The organism is Paracoccus tibetensis, assembly GCF_900102505.1.
GTDB classification, from domain to species: domain Bacteria; phylum Pseudomonadota; class Alphaproteobacteria; order Rhodobacterales; family Rhodobacteraceae; genus Paracoccus; species Paracoccus tibetensis.
In genome coordinates this window covers 23,240-45,257 of the sequence record NZ_FMVT01000002.1, presented here as the reverse complement: position 1 = coordinate 45,257, position 22,018 = coordinate 23,240, and the positions used below count along the sequence as shown (strand labels likewise).

General features: G+C 70.8%; 21 protein-coding genes. 12 read left to right on the top strand and 9 right to left on the bottom strand.

The window, feature by feature from the left end; translation table 11 throughout:
* Window positions 1-87: 87 nt before the first annotated feature.
* Window positions 88-1,254: a 4-hydroxybenzoate 3-monooxygenase gene (pobA, locus tag BLP73_RS02985; RefSeq protein WP_090740154.1), complete on the top strand. Its 1,167-nt coding sequence runs from the start codon at window positions 88-90 to the stop codon at window positions 1,252-1,254.
* Window positions 1,255-1,278: 24 nt separating this feature from the next.
* Here pobA and BLP73_RS02980 read toward each other — a convergent pair whose 3' ends face one another.
* The 5 genes from BLP73_RS02980 to BLP73_RS02960 are packed head-to-tail and all read right to left on the bottom strand — an operon-like array spanning window position 1,279 to window position 4,665.
* Window positions 1,279-2,190 (bottom strand): energy transducer TonB family protein, encoded by a 912-nt coding sequence (locus tag BLP73_RS02980; RefSeq protein WP_090740152.1) that lies wholly within the window; start codon window positions 2,188-2,190, stop codon window positions 1,279-1,281.
* A gap of 1 nt (window position 2,191) precedes the next feature.
* Entirely contained in the window at window positions 2,192-2,560 is a 369-nt protein-coding gene (locus BLP73_RS02975) for a biopolymer transporter ExbD (protein ID WP_175453215.1), read from the bottom strand.
* A gap of 16 nt (window positions 2,561-2,576) precedes the next feature.
* A complete protein-coding gene (locus BLP73_RS02970; protein WP_090740149.1) occupies window positions 2,577-2,972 on the bottom strand; it encodes an ExbD/TolR family protein in 396 nt (131 codons plus the stop codon).
* The gene (locus tag BLP73_RS02965) at window positions 2,969-3,646 is read right to left on the bottom strand and encodes a MotA/TolQ/ExbB proton channel family protein (protein ID WP_090740148.1); all 678 of its coding nucleotides are present in this window, start codon (window positions 3,644-3,646) and stop codon (window positions 2,969-2,971) included. Before BLP73_RS02965 ends, BLP73_RS02970 begins: the two co-directional genes overlap by 4 nt.
* Complete coding sequence (locus tag BLP73_RS02960; RefSeq protein WP_090740146.1) at window positions 3,643-4,665, bottom strand: siderophore-interacting protein; 1,023 nt, start codon at window positions 4,663-4,665, stop codon at window positions 3,643-3,645. The genes BLP73_RS02965 and BLP73_RS02960 overlap by 4 nt, the downstream gene beginning before the upstream one ends.
* Before the next feature lie 114 nt (window positions 4,666-4,779).
* Here BLP73_RS02960 and BLP73_RS02955 point away from each other — a divergent pair, with 114 nt between their 5' ends.
* The 5 genes from BLP73_RS02955 to BLP73_RS02935 all read left to right on the top strand — a co-directional run bounded on the left by BLP73_RS02955 (window position 4,780) and on the right by BLP73_RS02935 (window position 10,843).
* The gene (locus tag BLP73_RS02955) at window positions 4,780-5,760 is read left to right on the top strand and encodes an iron-siderophore ABC transporter substrate-binding protein (RefSeq protein WP_090740704.1); all 981 of its coding nucleotides are present in this window, start codon (window positions 4,780-4,782) and stop codon (window positions 5,758-5,760) included.
* Complete coding sequence (locus BLP73_RS02950; RefSeq protein ID WP_090740144.1) at window positions 5,757-6,782, top strand: FecCD family ABC transporter permease; 1,026 nt, start codon at window positions 5,757-5,759, stop codon at window positions 6,780-6,782. The genes BLP73_RS02955 and BLP73_RS02950 overlap by 4 nt, the downstream gene beginning before the upstream one ends.
* Window positions 6,779-7,816 (top strand): FecCD family ABC transporter permease, encoded by a 1,038-nt coding sequence (locus BLP73_RS02945; protein WP_217630628.1) that lies wholly within the window; start codon window positions 6,779-6,781, stop codon window positions 7,814-7,816. Before BLP73_RS02950 ends, BLP73_RS02945 begins: the two co-directional genes overlap by 4 nt.
* Window positions 7,813-8,628: an ABC transporter ATP-binding protein gene (locus BLP73_RS02940; RefSeq protein WP_090740143.1), complete on the top strand. Its 816-nt coding sequence runs from the start codon at window positions 7,813-7,815 to the stop codon at window positions 8,626-8,628. Before BLP73_RS02945 ends, BLP73_RS02940 begins: the two co-directional genes overlap by 4 nt.
* 115 nt (window positions 8,629-8,743) lie before the next feature.
* A complete protein-coding gene (locus BLP73_RS02935) occupies window positions 8,744-10,843 on the top strand; it encodes a TonB-dependent siderophore receptor (protein ID WP_090740141.1) in 2,100 nt (699 codons plus the stop codon).
* Window positions 10,844-10,882: 39 nt separating this feature from the next.
* Here the strand turns inward: BLP73_RS02935 and BLP73_RS02930 are convergent, their stop codons facing one another.
* Window positions 10,883-11,797, bottom strand: a complete 915-nt coding sequence (locus tag BLP73_RS02930) for a MurR/RpiR family transcriptional regulator (protein ID WP_090740140.1) — start codon at window positions 11,795-11,797, stop codon at window positions 10,883-10,885.
* 61 nt (window positions 11,798-11,858) lie between these two features.
* Between BLP73_RS02930 and BLP73_RS02925 the strand changes: the two genes are divergently transcribed.
* The 5 genes from BLP73_RS02925 to BLP73_RS02905 all read left to right on the top strand — a co-directional run bounded on the left by BLP73_RS02925 (window position 11,859) and on the right by BLP73_RS02905 (window position 16,011).
* On the top strand, window positions 11,859-12,635 hold the full coding sequence (locus BLP73_RS02925) for a transporter substrate-binding domain-containing protein (protein ID WP_090740138.1): 777 nt from the start codon (window positions 11,859-11,861) through the stop codon (window positions 12,633-12,635).
* Between the two features lie 67 nt (window positions 12,636-12,702).
* Entirely contained in the window at window positions 12,703-13,392 is a 690-nt protein-coding gene (locus tag BLP73_RS02920; protein WP_090740136.1) for an ABC transporter permease, read from the top strand.
* Entirely contained in the window at window positions 13,389-14,129 is a 741-nt protein-coding gene (locus BLP73_RS02915; protein WP_090740135.1) for an ABC transporter permease, read from the top strand. Before BLP73_RS02920 ends, BLP73_RS02915 begins: the two co-directional genes overlap by 4 nt.
* Window positions 14,122-15,234 carry a succinylglutamate desuccinylase/aspartoacylase family protein gene (locus tag BLP73_RS02910; protein WP_090740133.1) on the top strand — a complete coding sequence of 371 codons (1,113 nt, stop codon included), beginning with the start codon at window positions 14,122-14,124 and terminating at the stop codon, window positions 15,232-15,234. Before BLP73_RS02915 ends, BLP73_RS02910 begins: the two co-directional genes overlap by 8 nt.
* Before the next feature lie 9 nt (window positions 15,235-15,243).
* The gene (locus BLP73_RS02905; protein ID WP_090740132.1) at window positions 15,244-16,011 is read left to right on the top strand and encodes an ABC transporter ATP-binding protein; all 768 of its coding nucleotides are present in this window, start codon (window positions 15,244-15,246) and stop codon (window positions 16,009-16,011) included.
* Window positions 16,012-16,045: 34 nt separating this feature from the next.
* Here the strand turns inward: BLP73_RS02905 and BLP73_RS02900 are convergent, their stop codons facing one another.
* Window positions 16,046-17,107 (bottom strand): ornithine cyclodeaminase, encoded by a 1,062-nt coding sequence (locus tag BLP73_RS02900; RefSeq protein WP_090740130.1) that lies wholly within the window; start codon window positions 17,105-17,107, stop codon window positions 16,046-16,048.
* A gap of 123 nt (window positions 17,108-17,230) precedes the next feature.
* Here BLP73_RS02900 and BLP73_RS02895 point away from each other — a divergent pair, with 123 nt between their 5' ends.
* Window positions 17,231-17,671, top strand: coding sequence for an Lrp/AsnC family transcriptional regulator (locus BLP73_RS02895; protein ID WP_175453214.1), 441 nt, complete (start codon window positions 17,231-17,233; stop codon window positions 17,669-17,671).
* 44 nt (window positions 17,672-17,715) lie between these two features.
* Here BLP73_RS02895 and BLP73_RS02890 read toward each other — a convergent pair whose 3' ends face one another.
* Entirely contained in the window at window positions 17,716-18,615 is a 900-nt protein-coding gene (locus tag BLP73_RS02890) for a response regulator transcription factor (RefSeq protein ID WP_245686532.1), read from the bottom strand.
* The gene (locus BLP73_RS02885) at window positions 18,608-22,003 is read right to left on the bottom strand and encodes a hybrid sensor histidine kinase/response regulator (protein ID WP_090740127.1); all 3,396 of its coding nucleotides are present in this window, start codon (window positions 22,001-22,003) and stop codon (window positions 18,608-18,610) included. The genes BLP73_RS02890 and BLP73_RS02885 overlap by 8 nt, the downstream gene beginning before the upstream one ends.
* Between the last annotated feature and the right edge of the window lie 15 nt (window positions 22,004-22,018).

The following is a 22,018-nucleotide window of genomic DNA, read 5'->3' as shown; positions in this document are numbered from 1 at the left end:
GGCCGAAGAGTGCCATGATCTGCCCGATCCGTCCATCGGACGCGCCGCCGCCCCCTGCTATGAACGAAGGCGCAGGAGGAGACGGACATGCGCACCCAGGTCATCATCATCGGCGGCGGCCCGGCGGGCCTGCTGCTGTCGCAGCTGCTCAACCGCGCGGGCATTGCGACCGTCGTGCTCGAGCGGCAGAGCCGCGACTACGTCCTCGGCCGCATCCGCGCCGGGGTGCTGGAGCATGGCACGGTCGAGCTGCTGCGCAAGGCCGGCGTCGGGGCGCGCATGGATGCCGAGGGCCATCCCCATGACGGCTGCTACCTCGCCCATGACCAGCAGATGTTCCGCGTCGACTTCACCGAAAGCTGCGGGCACCGGGTGATGGTCTACGGGCAGACCGAGGTCACGCGCGATCTCTACGCGGCGCAGGATGCCATCGGCGCGACGCATGTGCATGGCGTCGAGGACGTGGCGCTGCACGATCTGCGCGGCGAGGCGCCCTATGTCACCTTCCGCAAGGACGGCCGCCAGCACCGCATCGACGGCGACTACATCGCGGGCTGCGACGGCTTCCACGGCGTCAGCCGCGCCGCGATTCCGGAAGGCGAGCGCCGGGAATACGAGAAGGTCTACCCCTTCGGCTGGCTCGGCGTGCTGTCGCGCACCCCGCCGCTGCTGGACGAGCTGCTCTATGCCAATCATCCGCGCGGCTTCGCGCTTGCCTCGATGCGCAACGAGCGCCTGTCGCGCTACTACATCCAGGTGCCGCTGACCGACCGGGTGGAGGACTGGTCCGACGACGCCTTCTGGACCGAGCTGCGCGCCCGCCTGCCCGAGGCGGTGGCCGGCCGGCTGGTCACCGGGCCGTCGATCGAGAAATCCATCGCGCCGCTGCGCAGCTTCGTGTCCGAGCCGATGCGGTGGGGGCGGCTGTTCCTCTGCGGCGACGCCGCGCATATCGTGCCGCCGACCGGGGCGAAGGGGCTGAACCTCGCCGCCTCCGATGTGGGCTATCTTGCCGAGGGGTTGATCGCGGCCCATGCAGGCGACACGGGCGGGATCGATAGCTATTCCGACCGCGCCCTGCGCCGGGTCTGGAAGGCGATGCGCTTCTCGTGGTCCGTCACCACGATGATGCACCGCTTCCCCGGCCACGATGCCTTTGACCATCGGATGCAGCAGGCCGAGTTGGACATGCTGCACACTTCCCCCTCTGCACGGAAGGCCTTCGCGGAGAATTACACCGGCCTTGCGTTCTAGGCGCAGACCGGCGCGCGGGCTGCGCTACCGGCTCGCGAGGCTGATCGGCAGCTCGAAGGCATAGGCGGGTTCCGCGAGGCCCGCGGGCGCGGCCGGGCAGCGGCCGGCACGGCGGGCGGCCTCGGTCGCGGCCTTGTCCAGCGCCGGCTGGCCCGAGGAGGCGGCAAGGCCGACGCCGCGCACGGCGCCGTCACGGCCGATGCTGAGCGACAGGACGACCTGCCCGCCACCGCGCAGGCCGCGGGGGGCGCGGGCGCTGCGGTTGATGCAGCTGCGGATCTGGGCGCCCCATTGGGACATCAGGCTGGCGCGCTCGCTCGCGCTCACGCCGCCGCTGCCGGCCTGGGGCGCGGACTGGCTTGATCCGGCCTGCGACTGCCGGGCGGGCTGTTGCGGTTGCGCCTGCGCCTGCGCCTGCGGCTGCGCTTGCGGTTGCGGCGCGGCGCGGGCCTGGCGGCGGTCCGGGCGCCGCTCGGGGCGGGCCGACACGTCGAGCGCGAGCCTCGGCTGGACCTGCGGCGGCGAGAGGTCGCGCAGCTCGGGAAGGTCAAGCTGGGCCGGATCGATCCGGGGCGGGGCGGGTGGTTCGGGCAGATTCGGCCGTGCCGGCGCCGGGACCGGCTGCGCCATGGCAGGCGCGGTCAGAGGCGGGGGAGGGGCTTCGGGGGCAGGGGCCGGCTGATCCGGGACAGCCTCTGGCTGCGCAAGCGGCGCGGGCAGGTCCTGCACGATCTCGGCCTCGGGCGGGGCGTCCCAAGCCTCGACCATCGCCTCGATCTCGGCGCCGCCCGCGGCGACCGCGGCGGAGGGCGCGTCGGAGGGTGTCTCGGTCGGCTCGCCCTGCTTCAGCTGCTCGGGCAGCATGATCGCGGCGGCCGAGACATGCAGCGCGGCGGCGATGGTGAAAAGGCCCGCGGTCTCGAGGATGCGCCGCATCTCAGCCTCCGCTCACGACAAGGCGCGCCTCGGTGCCCGCGGCCTCGCGCAGCCGCTTCAGATGCGCCGCGAGCGTCGCGGCGGCAAGGCCCGCATCGGCGCGGATCTCGACCGGGCCTTCCTCGGTCCGTGCGGCGATGGCGGGCCAAACCGCGGCGTCCCGCGCCTCGTTCCATGCCAGCGTGCCGTCGGCCGAGACGAAGAGGACATCGCGCGCCGCGCCGGGAAGCTCGGCGCTGCTGGCGGGCGGGGTCAGCGGGAAGGGGGTCGGGGGCGCGATCTGGGCGGTCAGCAGGAAGAAGATCAGCAGCAGGAAGACCACGTTGATCATCGGGATGATCGTCTCGCCGCGCGGGCGCCGGGGGGGCATGTCGATGCGCATCGGGCTACTCGATGAGGATGAGGTTCGTCAGGCCCGCCGCCGTCAGCAGGTCCATGACATCGACCAGGCGCTGCAGGTCCGCCCCTGCGCGCGGGCGCAGGATGACCGGGGATGACGCTTCGGGCAGAAGCGGGGCCAGCGCCAGCGGCAGCGCCTCGGGCGCGATGACGGCGCCGTTCAGCGTCAGCTCGGCCGGGGCGATGTCGACCAGCCTCGGCGCGCCCTGCCAGTCGCTGGCCGCCCCCTCGGCGCCGCCCGCGATGGGCAGGACCGCGTCCATCCCGAAGCGCGAGGCCAGCATGAAGAAGATCAGCAGCAGGAACACGACGTCGATCATCGGCGTCAGCGACATGCGCCGCGCGCGCCGCCGGGGGCCCAGATCGAAGCCGTGAAGGCTCATGCCGCGGCCTCGCGCAGGGGCACGGGCGCGGTGGGGGCGGCGACGAAGATGCGCGTCGCCAGATCCTCGAGATCGGCCTGCAGGCGGTCGGCGATGCTCTCGAACCAGGACAGCGCCACCCCGGCCGGGATCGCGACGGCCATGCCGGCGGCGGTGGTCAGCAGGGCGACCCAGATGCCGCCGGCCAGCGCGGCCGGGTCCGCCTGGTTGCCCGAGCTTTGCAGGACCTGGAAGGCGGCGATCATGCCCAGCACCGTGCCGAGCAGGCCCAGCAGCGGCGCGATGGTCGCGATCAGCTCCAGCGCCCGCAGCCCCTCGCGTGCGCGGTAGAGGGTGCCGCGGGCAACGCGGGCGGTCTCTTCCCGCGCGGCGGCCTCGTCGAAGCGCGGGTCGAGCGCGGTGCCGATGGCGGCCTGCGCGACGCGGGCGCGGGCCGAGGGTCGGCCGCGGACCGCGGCGATCGCCTCGGCGGTGCGCCCGGCCGACCAGAGCTGAAGCGCGCGGCGCGCGTGGCGCCCGCCCCAGACCCCGAGCCGCCACAGCGCCAAGAGCCGCCACAGCACGATGGCCAGCGTGATGACCGACAGCGCGGCGATGAGCCACATCGTCCAGCCGCCGTCGCGGATGAGGCCGAAGAGGGGCAGGCTGGCGAGCCTGTCCAGAAGCGAGGTCATGTGCGGTCTTCCTTCACTTTGGGCGCGGCGGGACGCTCGGCATCCGGCGCATCCCAGTAGGCGATGGCATCGAAGCTGGTGCGGGCGATCCCGCGGGCTAGAAGCAGTTGCCGGGCGGCCCGGGCCTCGGCGCTGCCGGTGGCGAACCAGACATGGCTGTCGGCCGGGATCTCGCTTGCCTCCAGCGCCCCGATCAGGTCCTTGCAGCGGGTGACGCGGGCATCGCCCGCCAGCGGCCCCAGATCGGCGGGATCGGCGCGCAGATGGGCGCGAACCTCGCCTTTCGCCAAGGCCAGCATGCGGCGGATGGCGGGCAGGGCGGTCTCGTCGCCGAAAAGGGCCAGCCGGGGCCCCTCCGGGCACCAGCCGCCGCCCGGGCCGATGATCGCGACCTCCGACCCTTCGGGGCGCGAGAGGGCCCAGTCACAGGTGGGACTGTTCGCGTGGCGGAAGATGTCGAAGTCGATCCAGTCGCCGGCCTGCGCCGCGACGGTGTAGACGGGCCGGTGCAGGCTGTCGGGGCCGGACGGCCATTCGGTGCGCCCGCTGGCGACGATGCGCGGCCAGACCGGCGCGCGTCCTGGGCGGGGGAGCAGCAGACGGAAGTGAAGCCCGTTGAGGCCGAAGCGCGCCGCATCCGGGCCTTGCAGGCGCACCCGCAGAAAGCCGGGGCTCGGCTGGCTGACGCGCAGCACGGTCATCACCGACAGGCCCGGGGCCAGCGCACCCGCATCGACGCGGTCCCACGCGACGCGCAGGCCGGCCTCGGACAGGACCTCGGTCACCATGTCCTGCAACAGCCCGATCTGCCGCGGCTCGACGCCTTCCAGCGTCACGCGCAGATCGCCCTGCTGTGCCTGAAGCGCCACCTTGCCGCCCCAGAGCGAGATGACCAGCCGGTCCGGGTGCTCCTCGCACGGCGCCTCCCACAACAGGGCGCGGGCGCGGATGGCCGCGACGGCCGCGCCCGAGGCCGAGGAAACCACACCCTCGGCGCGGTGCATGCTGATCTGGGACATCGCTCACCTCTTGCGGCGGCAGCGCCGTGGCTGCCCGACTATTTCTGTAAACATAAGCCCGGCGCGTTGACAATGGCATCTTCTGGTGAAAGGTGAGAAAAAAACTTAGGTATGATGATGCGCCTGTCCAGCCTCGCGATCCTGCTGCCCGCAGCCCTGTCCAGCCTCGCCGCCGCTCCGGCTGCCGCCTTCCCGATCCAGATCGAGCACGCCTTCGGCACGACGGTCATTCCCGCGCCGCCGCAGCGCGTGGCGACGGTGGCCTGGGCCAATCACGAGGTGCCGCTGGCGCTTGGCATCGTCCCGGTGGGCTTCGCGGCCGCGGGCTTCGGGGACGAAGATGGCGACGGGCTGCTGCCCTGGGTCAAGGCGAGGCTGGACGAGCTGGGGGCCGAGGCGCCGCCGCTTTTCGACGAGGGCGACGGGATCGACTTCGAGGCCGTCGCGGCCAGCGCGCCTGACGTGATTTTGGCGGCCTATTCCGGCCTCAGCCGGGCCGATTACGACACGCTGTCGCGCATCGCGCCGGTTGTGGCCTATCCAGACTCGCCCTGGTCCACCGACTGGCGCGAGATGATCGCGCTGAACGCCGCGGGCCTGGGGCTGGAGGCCGAGGGCGCGGCGCTGATCGCCCGGCTGGAGGCGCAGATCGCCGAGACCGCCTCGGCGCATCCCGCGCTGGAGGGGAAGTCGGCGATGTTCATCACCCATCTCGACACGACCAACCTGAGCGTGATGCGCTTCTACTCGGCCAATGACACGCGGGTGAAGTTCTTCGCCGACCTGGGTCTTGCGATGCCGCAGAGCGTGCGCGCGGCGACGCGCCCCGGCCAGTATGCTGGCGAGGTCAGCGCCGAGCTGATCGACAGCTTCGACGACGTGGACATCTTCGTCACCTATGGCGGGCCCGATCTGCGGGCGGCGCTGCGGGCCGATCCCCTCGCGCGGCACATGCCGGCGGTCGAGAAGGACGCGCTGGTGATGCTGGGCAGCGACGCGGTCGGCACGGGCGCGAACCCGACGCCGCTGTCGATCCCCTGGGTGCTGGACGCTTACGTCGGCCTTCTGGCCGAAGCCGCCCGCGCCGGCGAATGAGCGCGGCCGCGATCCACCCCGCGCCCCGCGCGCGCCCCGCCCGCGGCACCGTTCTGCTGGCCGCGGCGGGGCTGGTCGGGCTGCTGGCGCTGGCCTCGGTCGCCATCGGCACGCGCGGCGTGGGGCTGGCGGATCTGCTGGCGGGCCTTGCGGGACGGGCCGAGACCATCGGGCAGGCGGCGGTGACGGTGCGGCTTCCCCGCACGGCGCTGGCGGCGCTGGCGGGGGCGGCGCTTGGCCTTTCCGGCGCGATCATGCAGGGCGTCACGCGCAACCCGCTGGCCGATCCTGGCATCCTCGGGATCAACAACGGCGCGGCGCTGGCCGTGGTCATCGGCGTCGCATGGTTCGGGATCGGCGCGGCGTCCAGCTATGTGTGGCTCGCGATCCTCGGCGCGGGCGTGACGGCGGGCTTCGTCTATGCGGTCGGCTCGCTCGGGCGGGGCGGGGCCTCGCCGCTGAAGCTGGCGCTGGCGGGGGCGGCGACCTCGGTCGCGTTCTCGTCGCTGACGCTGGCGGTGGTCCTGCCGCGGGCCGACATCGCGGGCGGCATCCGGTCCTGGCAGGTCGGCGGCGTCGGCGGCGCGACGATGGAGCGGATCTGGCTGGTCCTGCCCTTCCTGCTGGCGGGGCTGGCGATTGCCATGCTCTCGGCGCGCAAGCTGAACCTGCTGGCGCTCGGCGACGATCTGGCGGCGGGCCTTGGCGAGAAGGTCGCGCTGGCGCGGGCGGCGGCGGCACTGGCGGCGATCCTGCTGAGCGGCGCCGCGACCGCCGCCTGCGGGCCGATCGGCTTCGTCGGGCTGGTCGTGCCGCACCTGGCGCGGCTGCTGCTGGGGGTCGATCACCGCTGGCTGCTGCCCGCCTCGGCGCTTGGCGGGGCAGGACTGCTGCTGGCCGCCGACATCGCCGGCCGCCTCATTGCCCGCCCGTCCGAGCTGGAGGTCGGCATCGTCACCGCGCTCATCGGCGCGCCGGTCTTCATCTGGATCGTCCGCCGCCAGCGGGTGCGCGAGCTGTGAGCGGGGCCACCCTGATCGCCGGCCTCGCCGCCGGCCGCCGGTCCCGCAGCGCCCGCCGCCGCGCCGTCACCCTGGCGCTGGCCGCGCTGCTTCTTGGCGCCTTCGCCCTGACGCTGATGCTGGGGCAGAGCTTCACCCCGCCGTCGCAGGTGCTGCGCGTTCTGGCCGGCCATGACGTGCCGGGCGCGGGCTTCACCGTCGGCCAGCTGCGCCTGCCGCGGGCGGTGGTCGCGGTGCTGGCGGGCGCCTCGTTCGGCCTTGGCGGCGCGGCCTTCCAGGTGATGCTGCGCAACCCGCTGGCCAGCCCCGACATCATCGGCGTCAGCGCCGGGGCCAGCGCGGCGGCGGTCTTCGCCATCGTCTTCCTGGGGATGGACGGGGCCGCCGTCTCGGTGCTCGCCATCGCCGCCGGGATGGGCGTCGCGCTGCTGATCTACCTTCTGTCCTTCCGAAACGGCGTCACCGGCGCGCGGCTGATCCTTGTCGGCATCGGCATCTCGGCCATGATCCACAGCTTCATCGCCTATGCCCTCGCCCGCGCGCCCGCCTGGTCGCTGCAAGAGGCGATGCGCTGGCTCAGCGGCAGCCTGAACGCCGCCCGGATCGAGCAGGCCGGCCCGCTTCTGGCCGCGCTCGTGCTGTGCGGCGGGCTGATCCTGTCGCGGCGCCGCGACCTCGAGATGCTGCGCATGGGTGACAACATGGCGGCCGCCTTGGGCGTGCGCGTCGCGGCGGTGCGGCTGTCGGTGATGCTGGGCGCGGTCGGGATGATCGCGGTCGCCAGCTCGATCACCGGGCCCATCGCCTTCGTCGCCTTCCTCGCCGGGCCGATCGCGCTTCGGATCACCGGTCCGCACGGCTCGGTCCTGGTCCCGGCGGCGCTGGTCGGGGCGGTGCTCGTCCTTGGCGCCGACTATGCCGGCCAGTTCCTGCTGCCGGCGCGCTACCCGGTCGGGGTCGTCACCGGGGCGCTCGGCGCGCCCTTCCTTCTGTGGCTCATCATCCGCGCGAACCGCACCGGAGGCTCGTCATGACCGCTCATCACCAGCTTCAGGTCCGCAGCCTCTCGGCCGGCTACGGCGAGCGCAGGATCATCGAGGGGCTGGACCTCGACCTGCTGCCCGGTCGCATCTCGGCCATCGTCGGGGCGAATGCCTGCGGCAAGTCCACGCTGCTGCGGGTGATGTCGCGGCTCCTGCGGCCGCAGGGAGGGCAGGTGACGCTGGACGGGCAGGCGATCCACAAGATGCCGACGCGGGCCTTGGCGCGGGTCCTCGGCCTTCTGCCGCAGTCGCCCATCGCGCCCGAGGGGATCACGGTGGCGGACCTCGTCGGCCGGGGGCGGCATCCGCATCACGGGCTGATCTCGCGATGGGGGCCGGCGGATGATGCGGCCGTGGCGGCGGCGCTGGAGGCGACGCAGATCGCGGACCTGGCCGAGCGGGCGGTGGACGAGCTGTCGGGCGGGCAGCGCCAGCGCGCCTGGATCGCGATGGCGCTGGCGCAAGAGACCGATCTGCTGCTGCTGGACGAGCCGACCACCTTCCTCGACGTGACGCACCAGATCGAGCTTCTGGACCTGCTCTGCGATCTGAATGCGCGGCGCGGCACGACGATCGTGATGGTGCTGCACGACCTGAACCTGGCCGCCCGCTACGCCGACCGCCTGATCGCGCTGCGCGGCGGCCGCGTCCATGCCCAAGGCAGCCCGGCCGAGGTGCTGACCAGCGCCACGATCCGCGAGGTCTTCGACCTGAGCGCGCAGGTGATGCGCGACCCTGTCTCGGGCCGCCCGATGATGCTGCCCATCGGCCGACACCGGCTTGCGCGGACAGCCGCCGAGTAGGCGACTGAATCTGTCACCTTTCAGCAACGGCGGCCGTGGTTTGCAGTCAGTGCAGCTTGTCGCCGTCTTGATGCGGACATAAAGCCAATCCAGATCGTTTCACTAAGGAATCGCCATGTCCCTCCAGAACCTGCGGCACCGCCGCGGCATCCTGCTTTGCTGCTGCGCCTCCATCGCTCTCGTCTCGCCCGTCCTGGCGCAGGACGCCGCCGGCACGCGCCTTTCGCCGGTCATCCGCCTGCCCGAGATCACGCTGGAGGCGGCGGGCACCGACGACGACGCGACCAGCATCGTGGCGCAGGAGATGGCGGTGGGAGGCAAGGTGGCGACTAGCATCCTCGACACCCCGGCCTCGGTCTCGGTCATCACCCGCGCCGAGATCGAGCGGCGCGACGCCCGCACGCTGGAGGACGTGCTGCAATATTCGGCCGGCACGATCACCGACTATTACGGCACCGACGACCGCAACGACTACTTCCTGCTCCGCGGTTTCCAGGCCTCGACCTATCGCGACGGCATCACGCTCGGCTCGATGCGTGGCATCCGCGAGGAGCCGCTGGCCTATGACCGCGTCGAGGTGATCCGCGGCGCCAACTCGACCCTCTTCGGCGTGGCCGATCCCGGCGGCTCGGTCAACTTCGTGACCAAGCGCCCGCGGGCCGAGCGCCTGCGCGATTTTTCAGCCACCGTCGGCTCGCATGACCGCAAGGAGCTGGGTTTCGATGTCGGAGATGTGCTGACGCCGGATGCGACGCTCTCCTGGCGGCTGACGGGCAGGGTGAAGGATGCGGCCCGCGAATACGACTTCTCGCGCGACGATGCCGGCTTCCTGATGGGCGGGCTGACCTGGCAGCCGAGCGACGTGACCTCGGTCAGCCTGATCGTGGACCGCCTGACGCAGGACGCGACGCCGAACAGCGGCGGCTACCCGCGCGGCGGGGACTATGACCGCGGGCTTTTCCTTGGCGAGCCGGAGTTCAACTATCTCGACGTCGCGCGCAACACGGCGACGGTGATCGTCGAGCATGACCTCGGGGGCGGGCTGACCCTGCGCTCGAACCTGCGCGGCAGCAACACGTCGGACGATTACGGCTATGTCTACATCGCGGGCGAGGACGGCAGCTTCCCTGTCGGGCGCGGTTACATCGCCACCGACGGCAATGCCGAAGAGCGGGCGGGCAACGTCATCCTGCAATACGACCGCCAGCTGGGGCGCATCGACAGCAGCACGCTGGCGGGTCTTGAATACCGGGACGTGACCTCGCGCCAGACCTCGTATTTCGCGGCGGCGACGCCGATCGATCCGCGCGATCCGGTCTATTCGGGACGACCGGACAGCCTGGTGCCCTATCTCGACCGGCGCGGCAGCACCACGAACAAGGCGATCTTCGCCCAGCAGAACCTGTCGCTGGACGACCGCTACATCCTGACGCTCGGCGCGCGCCACGACCGGCTGGACCTGCGCGAGGAGAGCTTCATCGCCGGCACCGACAGCCGCGACGACTTCGCCGAGACCTCGCTGCGCGCCGCGCTGACCTGGAAGGCGACGCCCGAGCTTTCGGCCTATGCGAGCTATGCCGAATCTGTCGCCCCGCCCGCCATCGGCATCGAGCCCGAGCGCGGCGATCAGTACGAGCTGGGGGTGAAATACGCGCCTTTGGGAATGAACGCCCTCTTCAGCGCCGCCCTCTACGATCTTCGCAAGACGAACATCACCGTGGTCAACACAGACACCTTCGACCGCGAGCTGGTGGGCGAGATCCGCGTCCGCGGCCTCGATCTCGAAGCCAAGGCCGAGCTGACGCCCGAGGTGACGCTGACGGCCAGCTACTCCTACACCGACAGCGAGGTGCTGCGCTCGGACCCGGTCTTCGGCATCGACGTGACCGGAAACGAGATGGGCTCGGTGCCGAACCACGCCGCCTCCCTCTGGGTGGATTACCGGCTGGCGGGCGCGGGGGCGCGGGGCGACATGACCTTCGGCCTCGGTGCCCGCTACACGGGAAGCTATTTCTACAACACCCAGAACAACAACGGCCGCAGCGAGGCCGCCCTGCTGCTGGACGCCGCCTACAGCTACGACATCACCGAGAGCGCGCAGCTGTCGCTGAACGTCCACAACCTGACGGACGAGAAGCACGTCGTCGGCCGCGGCAGCGCGGACTACTACAACCCCGGCCGCGAGATCGCCCTGACGCTGCGCAGCCGGTTCTGACCGGAGTTCGGGCGGAGAGGAGACAGCGGGCGCCGGCGGTCAGCCGTCGCCTGCAAGATAGGCGGACATGACGGCCGCCAGCCGGCCCGCCCGCTCCACATGGGCGGGATCGGACAGGAGGAACTCGGAAAGCAGCGCCTCGATCAGCGCGAGGCCCGGCAGGCAGGAGGAGCTGAGCACCGGATGCTGCGCCGGGGCCAGCAGCAGGTGATCGGCCTGCCGCGCCAGCGGGGCGGCGGGCGAGTCGGTCAGCGCCAGGATGCGGCTGCCCATGCCGCGGGCGATGCGCGCCAGATCGGTGACGTCCTGCGAATAACGCGGGAACGAGATCGCCACGACGACATCCCCCTCGGCCGCGGACATCAGGCGCCCTGCCGCGACCTCGGTCCCGCCGAACTGCACGACGTTCACGATGCCGTCGCGATAGGGCTGCAGCCCGAGGGCCAGGATCGCGGCCAGATGCGCCGAGAGGCCGAAGCCCATTACCCAGACCTGCCGCGCCCCGCGCAGCATCGCCACCGCCTCGCGCAGCGCCTCCAGCGTCGCCGGATCGCTCAGCGCCTCCATCTGCGCCTGCGCCGAGGCCAGCGAGGTCGCGGCAGGTGCCGCCGCGCCGCCCTCGGCCAGGCGATCCTCGAGCTTGGCGATGGGCGCGATCAGCGCGTGGACGCGTTCGGCCACTTCGGCGCGGAAGGCGGCGTAATTCTCGACCCCCAACTCGCGGACATAGCGGCTGATGGTGCTGGCCGAGATGCCCGAGGCGCGCGAGACGTCCTCGATCCCGTGCGTGGCGACGAAGACCGGATCGCGCAGCACGAAGTCCGACAGGCCCTGCTGCGAGCGCGAGCCGGCGCTCAGCCGCGCGGCGACCTGCCGGCCAAGCGCGCTTTCCGCGAAGTGCCGCGCCGCGCCGGCCGACCAGGACGAAAATCTTGTTGACGGATCATTTTTCATTTTTCACACTCATGAAAGTTAATCAGCCACAACAAGACCAATCGTTCAACAGGAGACTGCCATGCGCACGAAGATCGTCGCAATGGCGCTTGCCCTCGCATGCGCCGCGCCCGCCCTCGCCCAGGACCAGATCCGCATCGGGGTCGAGGGCAATTATCCGCCTTTCAGCCAGGTGGCGCCAGACGGAACGCTGTCGGGCTTCGACATCGACATCGCCGCGGCCGTCTGCGCGCAGATGCAGGCCGAGTGCACGCTGGTCCAGCAGGAATGGGACGGGATGATCCCGGCACTGTCGGCCAACAAGTTCGACATGATCGTGGCCTCCATGACGATCACCGACGCCCGCAAGGAAGTCGTTGACTTCTCGGACCCCTATTACGACGTGCCCTCGCGCTTCGTCGCGGCCGAGGGCGCCTTCGACGGCTACAGCCCCGAGCAGCTGGCCGGTAAGACGATCATCGTGCTGCGCAACAGCCCGCGCGCGCAGTATCTGGCCGCGACCTACCCGGACAGCCGCATCCTGGCCGTTGACCGCGAGCCGGCGGTCTATCTGGAACTGGCCGCGGGGCGCGGCGACATCGCCTTCGGCTCCTCGGTCGTGTCGGCCGAGGCGTTCCTGAACACGCCCGAAGGCGAGGGCTTCGCGCAGGTCGGCGAGACGATCACCCTGACCGACAGCGTGGACGGCGGCGTCGGCATCGCCATGCGCAAGGGCGACGAAGACCTGCGCGGCCGCGTGAACGAGGCACTGGCCGCGATCATGGAGGACGGGCGCTACGCGCAGATGGCGGAGCAGTATTTCGACTTCGACATCACCCCGCCCCACGCCCGCAACTGACGCCACGGGCGCCCCGGCCGCGGGGCGCCGCTTCCCGGACACAGGCGCCGAACCTGGAGGAACGAGCATGTTCCACGGCTATCTGCCGATGATCCTCGACGGGCTGCGGATCACGCTGTCGGTGGCGCTGGTCTCGCTGGCCGTCGCCTCGGTCTTCGGGCTCATGGGGGCCACCGCCAAGCTGTCGGCCTCGCCCGTGCTGCGGGCGGTGGCGGGCACCTACACGACGGTGATCCGCGCGCTGCCCGACCTTCTGCTGATGCTGATCGTCTTCTATGGCGGGCAGATCCTTCTCAATCGCTTCACCACCGCGCAGGGCTGGGGCTATGTCGACGTCAACGCCTTCGCCGCCGGCACCATCACCCTGGGCTTCGTCTTCGGCGCCTACCTGACCGAGACCTTCCGCGGCGCGATCCTCGCCATCCCCCGCGGGCAGGCCGAGGCGGGCCACGCGATCGGCCTGACGCGGGGGCAGGTGCTGCGCGACATCGTGCTGCCGCAGATGATCCGCCATGCGATCCCGGGCTTCACCAACAACTGGCTGGTGCTGCTGAAGGCCACTGCGCTTGTCTCGATCATCGGGCTCGACGACATGGTGCACCGCGCCTCGCTGGCCTCGGCGGCCACGCGCGAGCCCTTCACCTTCTACGCGCTGATCGGCGTGATCTACCTTGGCGTGACCACCGTCTCGATCCTGGCGCTCGGGGCGCTGAACCGGCGCGTCTCGCGCGGGGTGCGGGCGGAGGCGGCGCGATGATCAACTGGACCCTCGTGCGCGAGATGCTGCCCGTCTTCTGGGACGGGCTGCAGATGACGCTGATCCTGCTCATCGCCTCGGCGATCACGGGACTGCTGCTGGCGGTGCCGCTGGCCGTCGCCCGCGCCGCGCGCAGCCGCTGGCTGTCCTGGCCGGCCTTCGGCTACACCTATGTGATCCGCGGCACGCCGCTGCTGGTGCAGCTCTTCATCATCTATTACGGCCTGCCGCAGTTCGGGCTGATCCGGAACAGCGCGCTCTGGCCGCTGCTGCGCGATCCGTGGTTCTGCGCCTGGCTCGCCTTCACGCTGAACACCACCGCCTACACGGCCGAGATCTTCGCGGGCGCGATCCGCACGACGCCGCCGGGCGAGATCGAGGCTGCCCGCGCCATGGGCCTGACGCGCGCGCAGGTCTTCCGCGACGTCTTCTGGCCGGGTGCCTGGCGCCGCGCGCTGCCGCAATACGGCAACGAGATCGTGCAGCTGATGCACGCGACCGCGCTGGCCAGCACCGTCACCATCGTCGAGATCCTGCGCGTGGGCCGCGACGTCTACACCAACTACCTGGTGATCCCCGAAAGCTTCGGCCTGGCCGCGCTGTTCTACCTGGGACTGACCGTCCTTCTGACCACGATGTTCCGCCTGTTGGAACGTCACTTCCTGCGCCACCTCGACCCGCGCGCCAGCGCGACACCGGCGCAGGCCGAACCCCGAAAGGCCCCTCTCCATGCGTGAACGCGTCTTCTCCTTCCCCGGACGGGGGGCTGGCAGCCGCCACGACGTTCTGACCCTGTCCTATGGCGATCCGGCCGCCCGGCCGCATGTCCATGTCCAGGGCGGCCTGCACGCGGACGAGGGGCCGGGCATGATGGCCGCGCGCCTTCTGGCTGACCGGCTGGCCGAGGCCGAGGCGGCGGGCCGCCTGACGGGCCATGTCACGGTCGTGCCCTTCGCCAACCCCCTCGGCCTCGGGCAGGTGCTGCACGGCGATCATTCCGGGCGCTTCGATCTCTATGACGGGCGCAACTTCAACCGCGACTATCCCGAACTGACGGCCGACGCGGCCGAGGCCGTCGCGCCGCGCCTGACGGACGATCCGGCGGCCAACACCGCTGCCATTCGCGAGGCGCTGGCCGCCGCGCTGGCCGCGCGCCGCCCGGTCGGCCCGGCCGAGGTGCTGCGCCACCACCTGATGGGCCTCGCCCTCGGTGCCGACGTGGTGCTGGACCTGCATTGCGACGGCGAGGCCGAGATGCACCTCTACACCCAGCCCGCCGCATGGCAGCGGCTGGCCCCCCTCGCCGCGCTGACCGGCTGCCGGGCGGTGCTGCTGGCCGAGGTGTCGGGCGGGCACCCCTTCGACGAGGCGCTCTCCGGCCCCTGGACCGCCTTGGCCGCGCGTTTCCCGGACCGTCCGATTCCGCTCGGCTGCGCCAGCGCGACGGTCGAGCTGCGCGGCCGCGCGGATGTCTGCCGGAAGCTGGGGGCAGGGGACGCGGACGCGCTGGTGGATTACCTGACGCATCTGGGCGTCGTCTCGGGTCTGGTCTCGCTGCCCGATCCCGCCTGCGCGCCCACCCCGCTGGCGGGGTCCGAGGCGCTGCTCGCCCCCGTCGCCGGGCTGCTTTCATACGCCGTGGCCCTGGGCGAGACGGTGGCGGCGGGCGACATCGTCGCCGAGATCACCGACCTGCCAAGCGGCGAGGTCACGCCAGTCCGCGCCAGCACCTCGGGCGTCTTCTACGCCCGCCCCGCCACCCGCATCGCCGAGGCCGGCAAGCGCCTCGGCAAGATCGCCGGGCAGGTCCCGTTCCGCGACGGCCTGCTGCTCAGCCCGTAAGGAGGGACCATGACCGCACTTCTAGAAGCCTCGGGCATCCGCAAGAAGTTCGGCACGCGCGAGGTGCTGCGCGGCCTTGGCCTGACCGCCGGGCGAGGCGACGTCATCTCGATGATCGGCGCCTCGGGGTCGGGGAAAAGCACCTTCCTGCGCTGCCTCAACTTCCTCGAGCATCCGACCGAGGGGCAGATCGCCTTCGCCGGCGCAGCCCTGACCTGCAGGCGCGACCGCTTGGGCGATCTGGTCGTCGCGGACGAGGCGCAGCTGCGCGCCTTCCGCGCCCGGGTCACCATGGTCTTCCAGCAGTTCAACCTCTGGTCCCACATGACCGCGCGCGAGAACGTCATGCTGGGCCCGATCCGCGTCCACGGGCTGTCCAAGGCCGAGGCGGCCGAGCGGGCCGATCACTACCTCGCCCGCGTCGGCGTCGCGCATCGGGCCGCCGCCTATCCGGGCTTCCTGTCGGGGGGCGAGCAGCAGCGCGTCGCGATCGCCCGCGCCCTGGCGATGGAGCCCGAGCTGATGCTGTTCGACGAGCCGACCAGCGCACTGGACCCCGAACTGGTGGGCGAGGTCCTGCGGGTGATGCGGAGCCTCGCCGAGGAGGGCCGCACGATGATCGTGGTGACGCACGAGATGAACTTCGCCCGCGAGGTCTCGAACCGGGTGATCTTCCTCGACCAGGGCGTGATCGCGGAAGAGGGCGATCCGCGCGAGGTGCTGCGCCGCCCCTCGACCGAGCGGCTTCAGGGGTTCCTTGCCGCGCAGGCCGCATGAGCAAGCGCCTCCCCGGCGAGGGGAAGCGCGGGCCTCAGGCGGCGGTGGCCGCGGTCTCGGCCCGGCAGATCATGCCGAAAAGATCGCGCGGATCGTCCGGGTCCGCGATCATGTCCAGATCCAGCCACAGCCCCGTCCCCGCCAGCCGCGCGTGCAGATAGCGCAGCGCGCTGAAATCCTCGATTGCGAAGCCGACGCTGTCGAACAGCGTCACCTGCCCGGCATCCAGGCGCCCCGGCGCGGTGCCCGCGATCACCTGCCACAGCTCGGTCACCGGATGGTCGGGGTCCAGCTGCTGGATCTCGCCCTCGATCCGCGTCTGCGGCGGGTATTCGACGAAGATGCCGGCGCGGTGCAAGATCGCGGGCGCCAGCTCGGTCTTGCCCGGGCAGTCGCCGCCGACCGCGTTGATATGCACGCCCCCGCCGACCATGTTGTCGGTCAGGATCGTCGCGTATTGCTTGTCCGCCGTGCAGGTCGTGACGATCTGCGCGCCCAGGATCGCCTCTTCGGCGGTGGCGCAGGGCACAACCCGCAGCCCGCGCCCGGCAAGGTTCGCCGCGCATTTGCGCGTGGCGGCCGGGTCGATGTCGTAAGGGCGCACCTCCTCGATCCCGCAGACGGCCTTGAAGGCCAGCGCCTGGAACTCGGCCTGCGCGCCGTTGCCGATCATCGCCATCACCCGGCTGCCGCGGGGCGCCAGCCACTTCGCCGCCATCGCGCTGCTCGCCGCCGTCCGCAGCGCCGTCAGGATCGTCATCTCCGAGACCAGCACCGGATAGCCGGTCGCCACATCGGCCAGCACGCCGAACGCCGTCACGGTCTGCAGCCCGCGCCGCGTGTTCGACGGGTGCCCGTTCACGTATTTGAAGCCGTATTGCTGCCCGTCCGAGGTCGGCATCAGCTCGATCACGCCGATGTCGGAATGGCTGGCGACGCGAGGCGTCTTGTCGATCTCGGGCCAGCGGCGGAAGTCGGCCTCGATCGCGTCGGCCAGTTCGACCATCATCCGCTCGATCCCGATATGCAGGACGAGACGCATCATGTGATCGACGCTGACAAAGGGCACGAGGGCGTGGCGCGAGGGCAGGGACATGGTCTCTCCTGTAAAAGCTTGCGGCATCAGCCTCAGGATCGGGCGCAGGACGGGCAGGTTTCAACTGGACATTCTGCCGGATCGGGCAGCGAATGGCGCAGATTGGCACAAAGGAGCGCCGAATTGGACGACGTGGACATGCGGCTGATCGCCGAGCTGCGGCGCGATGGGCGGGCATCGGTGCAGATGCTGGCGCAGCGGCTCGGGGTCAGCCGGGCGACGGTGCGGCTGCGCCTTGCGCGGCTACAGGCGCAGGGCGAGATCCTGGGCTTCACCGCCATCACCCGCGGCGACGTGGCCGACGCACCGGTGCGCGGGCTGATGCTGATCGGGATCGAGGGCCGCGGCGGCGACCGCATCATGGCGCGCCTAGCGGGCATGCCCGAGGTGACGGCGGTCCATTCGACGAACGGCCGGTGGGACCTGGTGGTGGACCTTGCGGCGCAGTCGCTGGCCGAACTGGACGAGGTCCTGCGCCGCATCCGCAACCTCGACGGCGTGGTGACGTCCGAGACGAACCTTCTCCTCAGCACGCGCCGCGCGCAGTCACGTGGTCTGGGTTAGGCTTTGCGGTGGGGGACGTGGGGCCAAGCGTGTGACCTGCGGATCTAGCGGGACAAGGCACGGTCCGCTAGGACGGCGGCCGAGGTGCGGTTCTCGACCCCCATCTTCTGGAACACCATCTCGAGGTGCTTGTTGACCGTTCTCCAGCTGAGGCCCAGGATCTGCCCGATATCCGCGCTGGTCTTCCCGCGCGTGACCCACAGCAGCACCTCTGCCTCGCGCTCGGTCAGGCCGAAGCGGGTGGCCAGGATCTCCTGGGGACAGCGCTGGTCGCGCGCGCTGACCGACACCAGGGTATCGCTTGCCGGGGTCGTGCCAAGATAGTCCACGACAAGCGCCGGGGTCAGATGCGCGCCCGCCTCTGAGAGAGGGGTCGCCGAGAGGCTTGCAAGCCAACGTGCGAATGCAGCCGCGGCACGGCCGTCGTGCAGAAGACCGGGATCGGCCGCCAGCAGCACCTGCGCATGGGCGGAGGCCCAGGTCAGGATGCCGTCGCGCGAGAAGGCGGCCACGCCACGCCCCGTCGCCTCCAGCGCCTGATGCGCGCTGGCGAGCCTCGAGGCATTGACGAGGTGCACGCCGATGCGCGCGATCAGGGCGTCCATCTGCAACGGCTTGGTCACATAGTCGACGCCGCCCGCCTGAAGGCCGAGCACGACGCTCGACTGCTCGGTCAGTCCCGTCATGAAGATGACCGGCGCGTCCAGCGACAGGGGCGGGGCCTTGAGCCTGCGGCAGGTCTCGAACCCGTCGAGGCCCGGCATCATCGCGTCCAGCAGGACGATGTCAGGCGCCAGACGCTCTGCAAAGCGCAATGCGGTCTGACCGTCGCGGGCGGTCAGCGTCGTGATCCCCACCGCCTCCAGCGCATCCGAGACCATCATCAGCGATGCGGGATCGTCGTCGACGACAAGCGCCACCTGCGCCGCCGCGCGCTCAGTCACGGAGATAGGCCGCGTCGTCGGCATGCTCGTCAAGAACATCCAGGAACCTCTCGAAATCTGCGGTCTCCAGCGCCGCGTCCAGCTGCTCGCGCAGGCCGGCCGGCGGCGCTGCGGCGGCCAAAGCTGTTCTGAGGCCGCGCAGGTGGCCGATCCGCGCCATTTCCCGCAGGGCCGCCAGGTCATCGGTTGACAGTCGCGCGCCCTGCGCGGCGACAGAGGGCGGCGAGGGGGACAGCAGCGCAGTGGCCGTCGCGCGATCCGCCACGGCTTCTGCGTCCAAGGCATGACGCTCCAGCTTCAACAGCCCGTCGATGCGCGAGAGCAGGTCGTCGAGGATGAGGGGCTTTGCGATGAAGCCGTCATGCAGCCGCAGATCCGGCGCACCCGACTGCGCCTCGAGAGCATGGCCGGAGAGGATGAGGACCGGCGTGGCGGGATGGCCGTTCACCCGCAGCCATTGCACCAGCCCCCAGCCATCGAGGCCGGGCATGTCGATATCGACCAGGAACAGGTCGGGACGCAGCTCGCCCAGCAGGTCCTGCGCGGCAAGGGCATGCGAGGCCGTCACCGTGTTGAAGCCCCGCTGGCGCAGGTATGTCTGCATCAGGGACAGGTGGGCTGGGTCGTCGTCCACGATCATCACCAGCCGCCGCCGCCCGTCGTAGCTTTGCGCCTGCGCGCGCATCGGCACCTGGTCCGAGTGCACGCGCGGCGAGGGCGCCTCGGCCAGATACAGCTTCAGCCGGAACAGGCTGCCCCGCCCGGGCGTGCTGGTCACGCTGATGTCTCCGCCGAGAACATCGACCAGCAGCCGGGTGATCGTCAGGCCAAGCCCCGTGCCGCGCGGCAGCGCCGGGTCGCGGCCGCGCTCGAACGGGTTCCAGATCCGCTCGAGGTCCTCGGCCGTGATTCCGATGCCGCTGTCCTCGACCTCGATGGTCGCGACCTGGTTGCGCCAGCCGATCCGCAGGGTGACGCCGCCCGCGCGCGTGTAGCGAAAGGCGTTGGCCAGAAGGTTGATCACGATCTGGCGCAAGCGCTTTTCGTCGACCAGAACCCATTCGGGAAGCTTCGTCAGCGGCTCGACCCGGAAGTCCAGCCCCTGCCGGCGGGCGCTGTCGCGGAAGATGTCCACGATCTGGCGCAGGAGGTCGGGCAGGTTCACCCGGGTGCGCGTCAGCTCAAGCCGGCCCGCCTCGATCTTCGAGATGTCCAGAAGCCCCTCGATCAGACCTGCCAGATGCTCGCTGGAGCGGCGGATCGCCCGCACCGCCTCGTGCCGGTCCGGCGGCATCCGGGCGTCGGCGTCCAGGATCTGGGCATAGCCGTAGATGGCGTTCAGGGGCGTGCGCAGCTCGTGGCTGAGGCCCGCCATGTAGCGGGTCTTGGCCTGGCTGGCGGCCTCGGCCTGCTCCTTGGCGGCCTGCAGGGCGCGGTCGGTGCGTTCATGGGCGCGGATCTCGCGCCGCAGCCGCTCGGTCTGCCGCTCGCTGTCGCGCAGGGCTGCCTGCCTTGCCTCCCCGGTCAGCAGGAACAGCCAGACCGCGATGCCGATGATGATGACGGAACTGGCAAGGATCAGGGCCAGCGCCGCGTCCAGCGCGGCCAGATCGCCTGCTGCGGCCGTCTGGCGGATGACCAGCACGACACCCCCCGCGGCGGCGACCAGCATCATGGTCACGACGCCGAACCGGACCAGGCGCTGATCCAGGACGTCGATCAGGCGCGCGGGAAGATGCGCCTCGCCCAAGCGGCGCAGCACGTTGTCCAGCCGCGCCTCGGGCTTGCACGCATCGCCGCAGGAGGCGTTGAGCGAGCAGCAGAGCGAGCAGATCGGCGCCGCGTAGAAGGGACAGTTCGTCATGTCCTCGCGGTCGAAGCTGTACTCGCAAAGGCAGCACTGGACGGAGTCCCCCTCCAAGACGGGCGCCGGCCGGGCGATGTAGTAGCGCCCGCCGGTCGCCCACGCGATCAGCACGGCCAGCACGCCTGAACTGACGAGCGCCACGAAGGGCGACAGCGCCTCGATCTGCGCGCCTGCAAATTCGGTATGGGCCAGCATGGCAAGAAGCGTGCCGCCGAACATCGCGCCTGTTCCCACCGGATTGATGTCGTAGAGGTGTGCGCGGCGGAACTCGATCCCGCGCGGGGACAGGCCCAGGGGCTTGTTCACCGTCAGGTCCGCGAAGAGCGCGCCGATCCAGGCCAGGGCGACGTGCGAGTAGACCGACAGCGTCACCTCGAGCGCCGCGAAGACGCCAAGTTCCATCAGCAGCAGCGCGATTGCCACGTTGAAGAACAGCCAGACGACGCGGCCCGGATGAGCATGGGTGATGCGCGAGAAGAAGTTGGACCACGCGATCGAGCCGGCATAGGCGTTCGTGACGTTGATCTTCAGCTGCGACAGGATCACGAAGATGCCCGTCAGCGCCAGTGCCAGCGCCGGCTCGGGAAGCGCGAGGGAAAAGGCGGCATGATATAGCTGCGTCGGATCGATGGCCTCGCTCAGGTTCGAACTGACGGCGGCGATGGGCACAAGCGTGACCAGCCACGACCCCAGCAGCATCTTCACCGTGCCCAGCACCGCCCATCCCGGGCCGGCTGACAGGACCGCCAGCCACCAGCGCAGGTGCTCGCGCCGGCTGCGCGGCTCGGGCAGGAAGCGCAGGATGTCCACCTGCTCGCCCACCTGCGCGATCAGCGCCAGGACCACGCCGGAGGCCGCGCCGAAGGCCAGGACGCTCGGCGTCGTGCCGCCTGCCTGCCCGGCAAAGCCGGTCCAGTCTGGCAAGTCGTGATCGCCCAGCCCGATCAGCAGGAACGGGAGCACGTGCAGCACGATCCACGCGGGCTGGGTGATGGCCTGAAAGGCCGAGATCCGGCGAAAGCCGTGCATCACCAGCGGAATGATGGCGAGCGACGACAGGACGTAGCCGATCGACACCGGGATGCCGAAGACCAGCTTCAACGCCGTGGCCAGGATCGCGGCCTCCAGCGCGAAGAAGATGAAGGTGAAGCAGGCGTAGATCAGCGATGTCAGCGTCGAGCCGAGATAGCCGAAGCCCGCCCCGCGCGTCAGAAGGTCGATGTCCACGCCGTAGCGCGCGGCGTAGTAGCTGATCGGCAGCGCCGTGACGAAGAGGATCAGCCCGCCCCACAGGATCGCCGCCACCGCGATGTCGAACCCCCAGCTCAGCGTGACGGCCGCGCCGATGGCCTCCAGCGCGAGGAACGAGATCGATCCGATGGCCGTGTTCGCCACCCGCCCGTGGGACCAGCGCCGGGCGCGGCGCGCGGTGAAGCGCAGCGCGAAGTCCTCGATGGTCTCGTCGGCGACCCAACGGCTGTACTGCCGCCGCTCTCGCGTCGCCTGGAAGGCCTCTGCCATCCGGGTCCCCTGTTC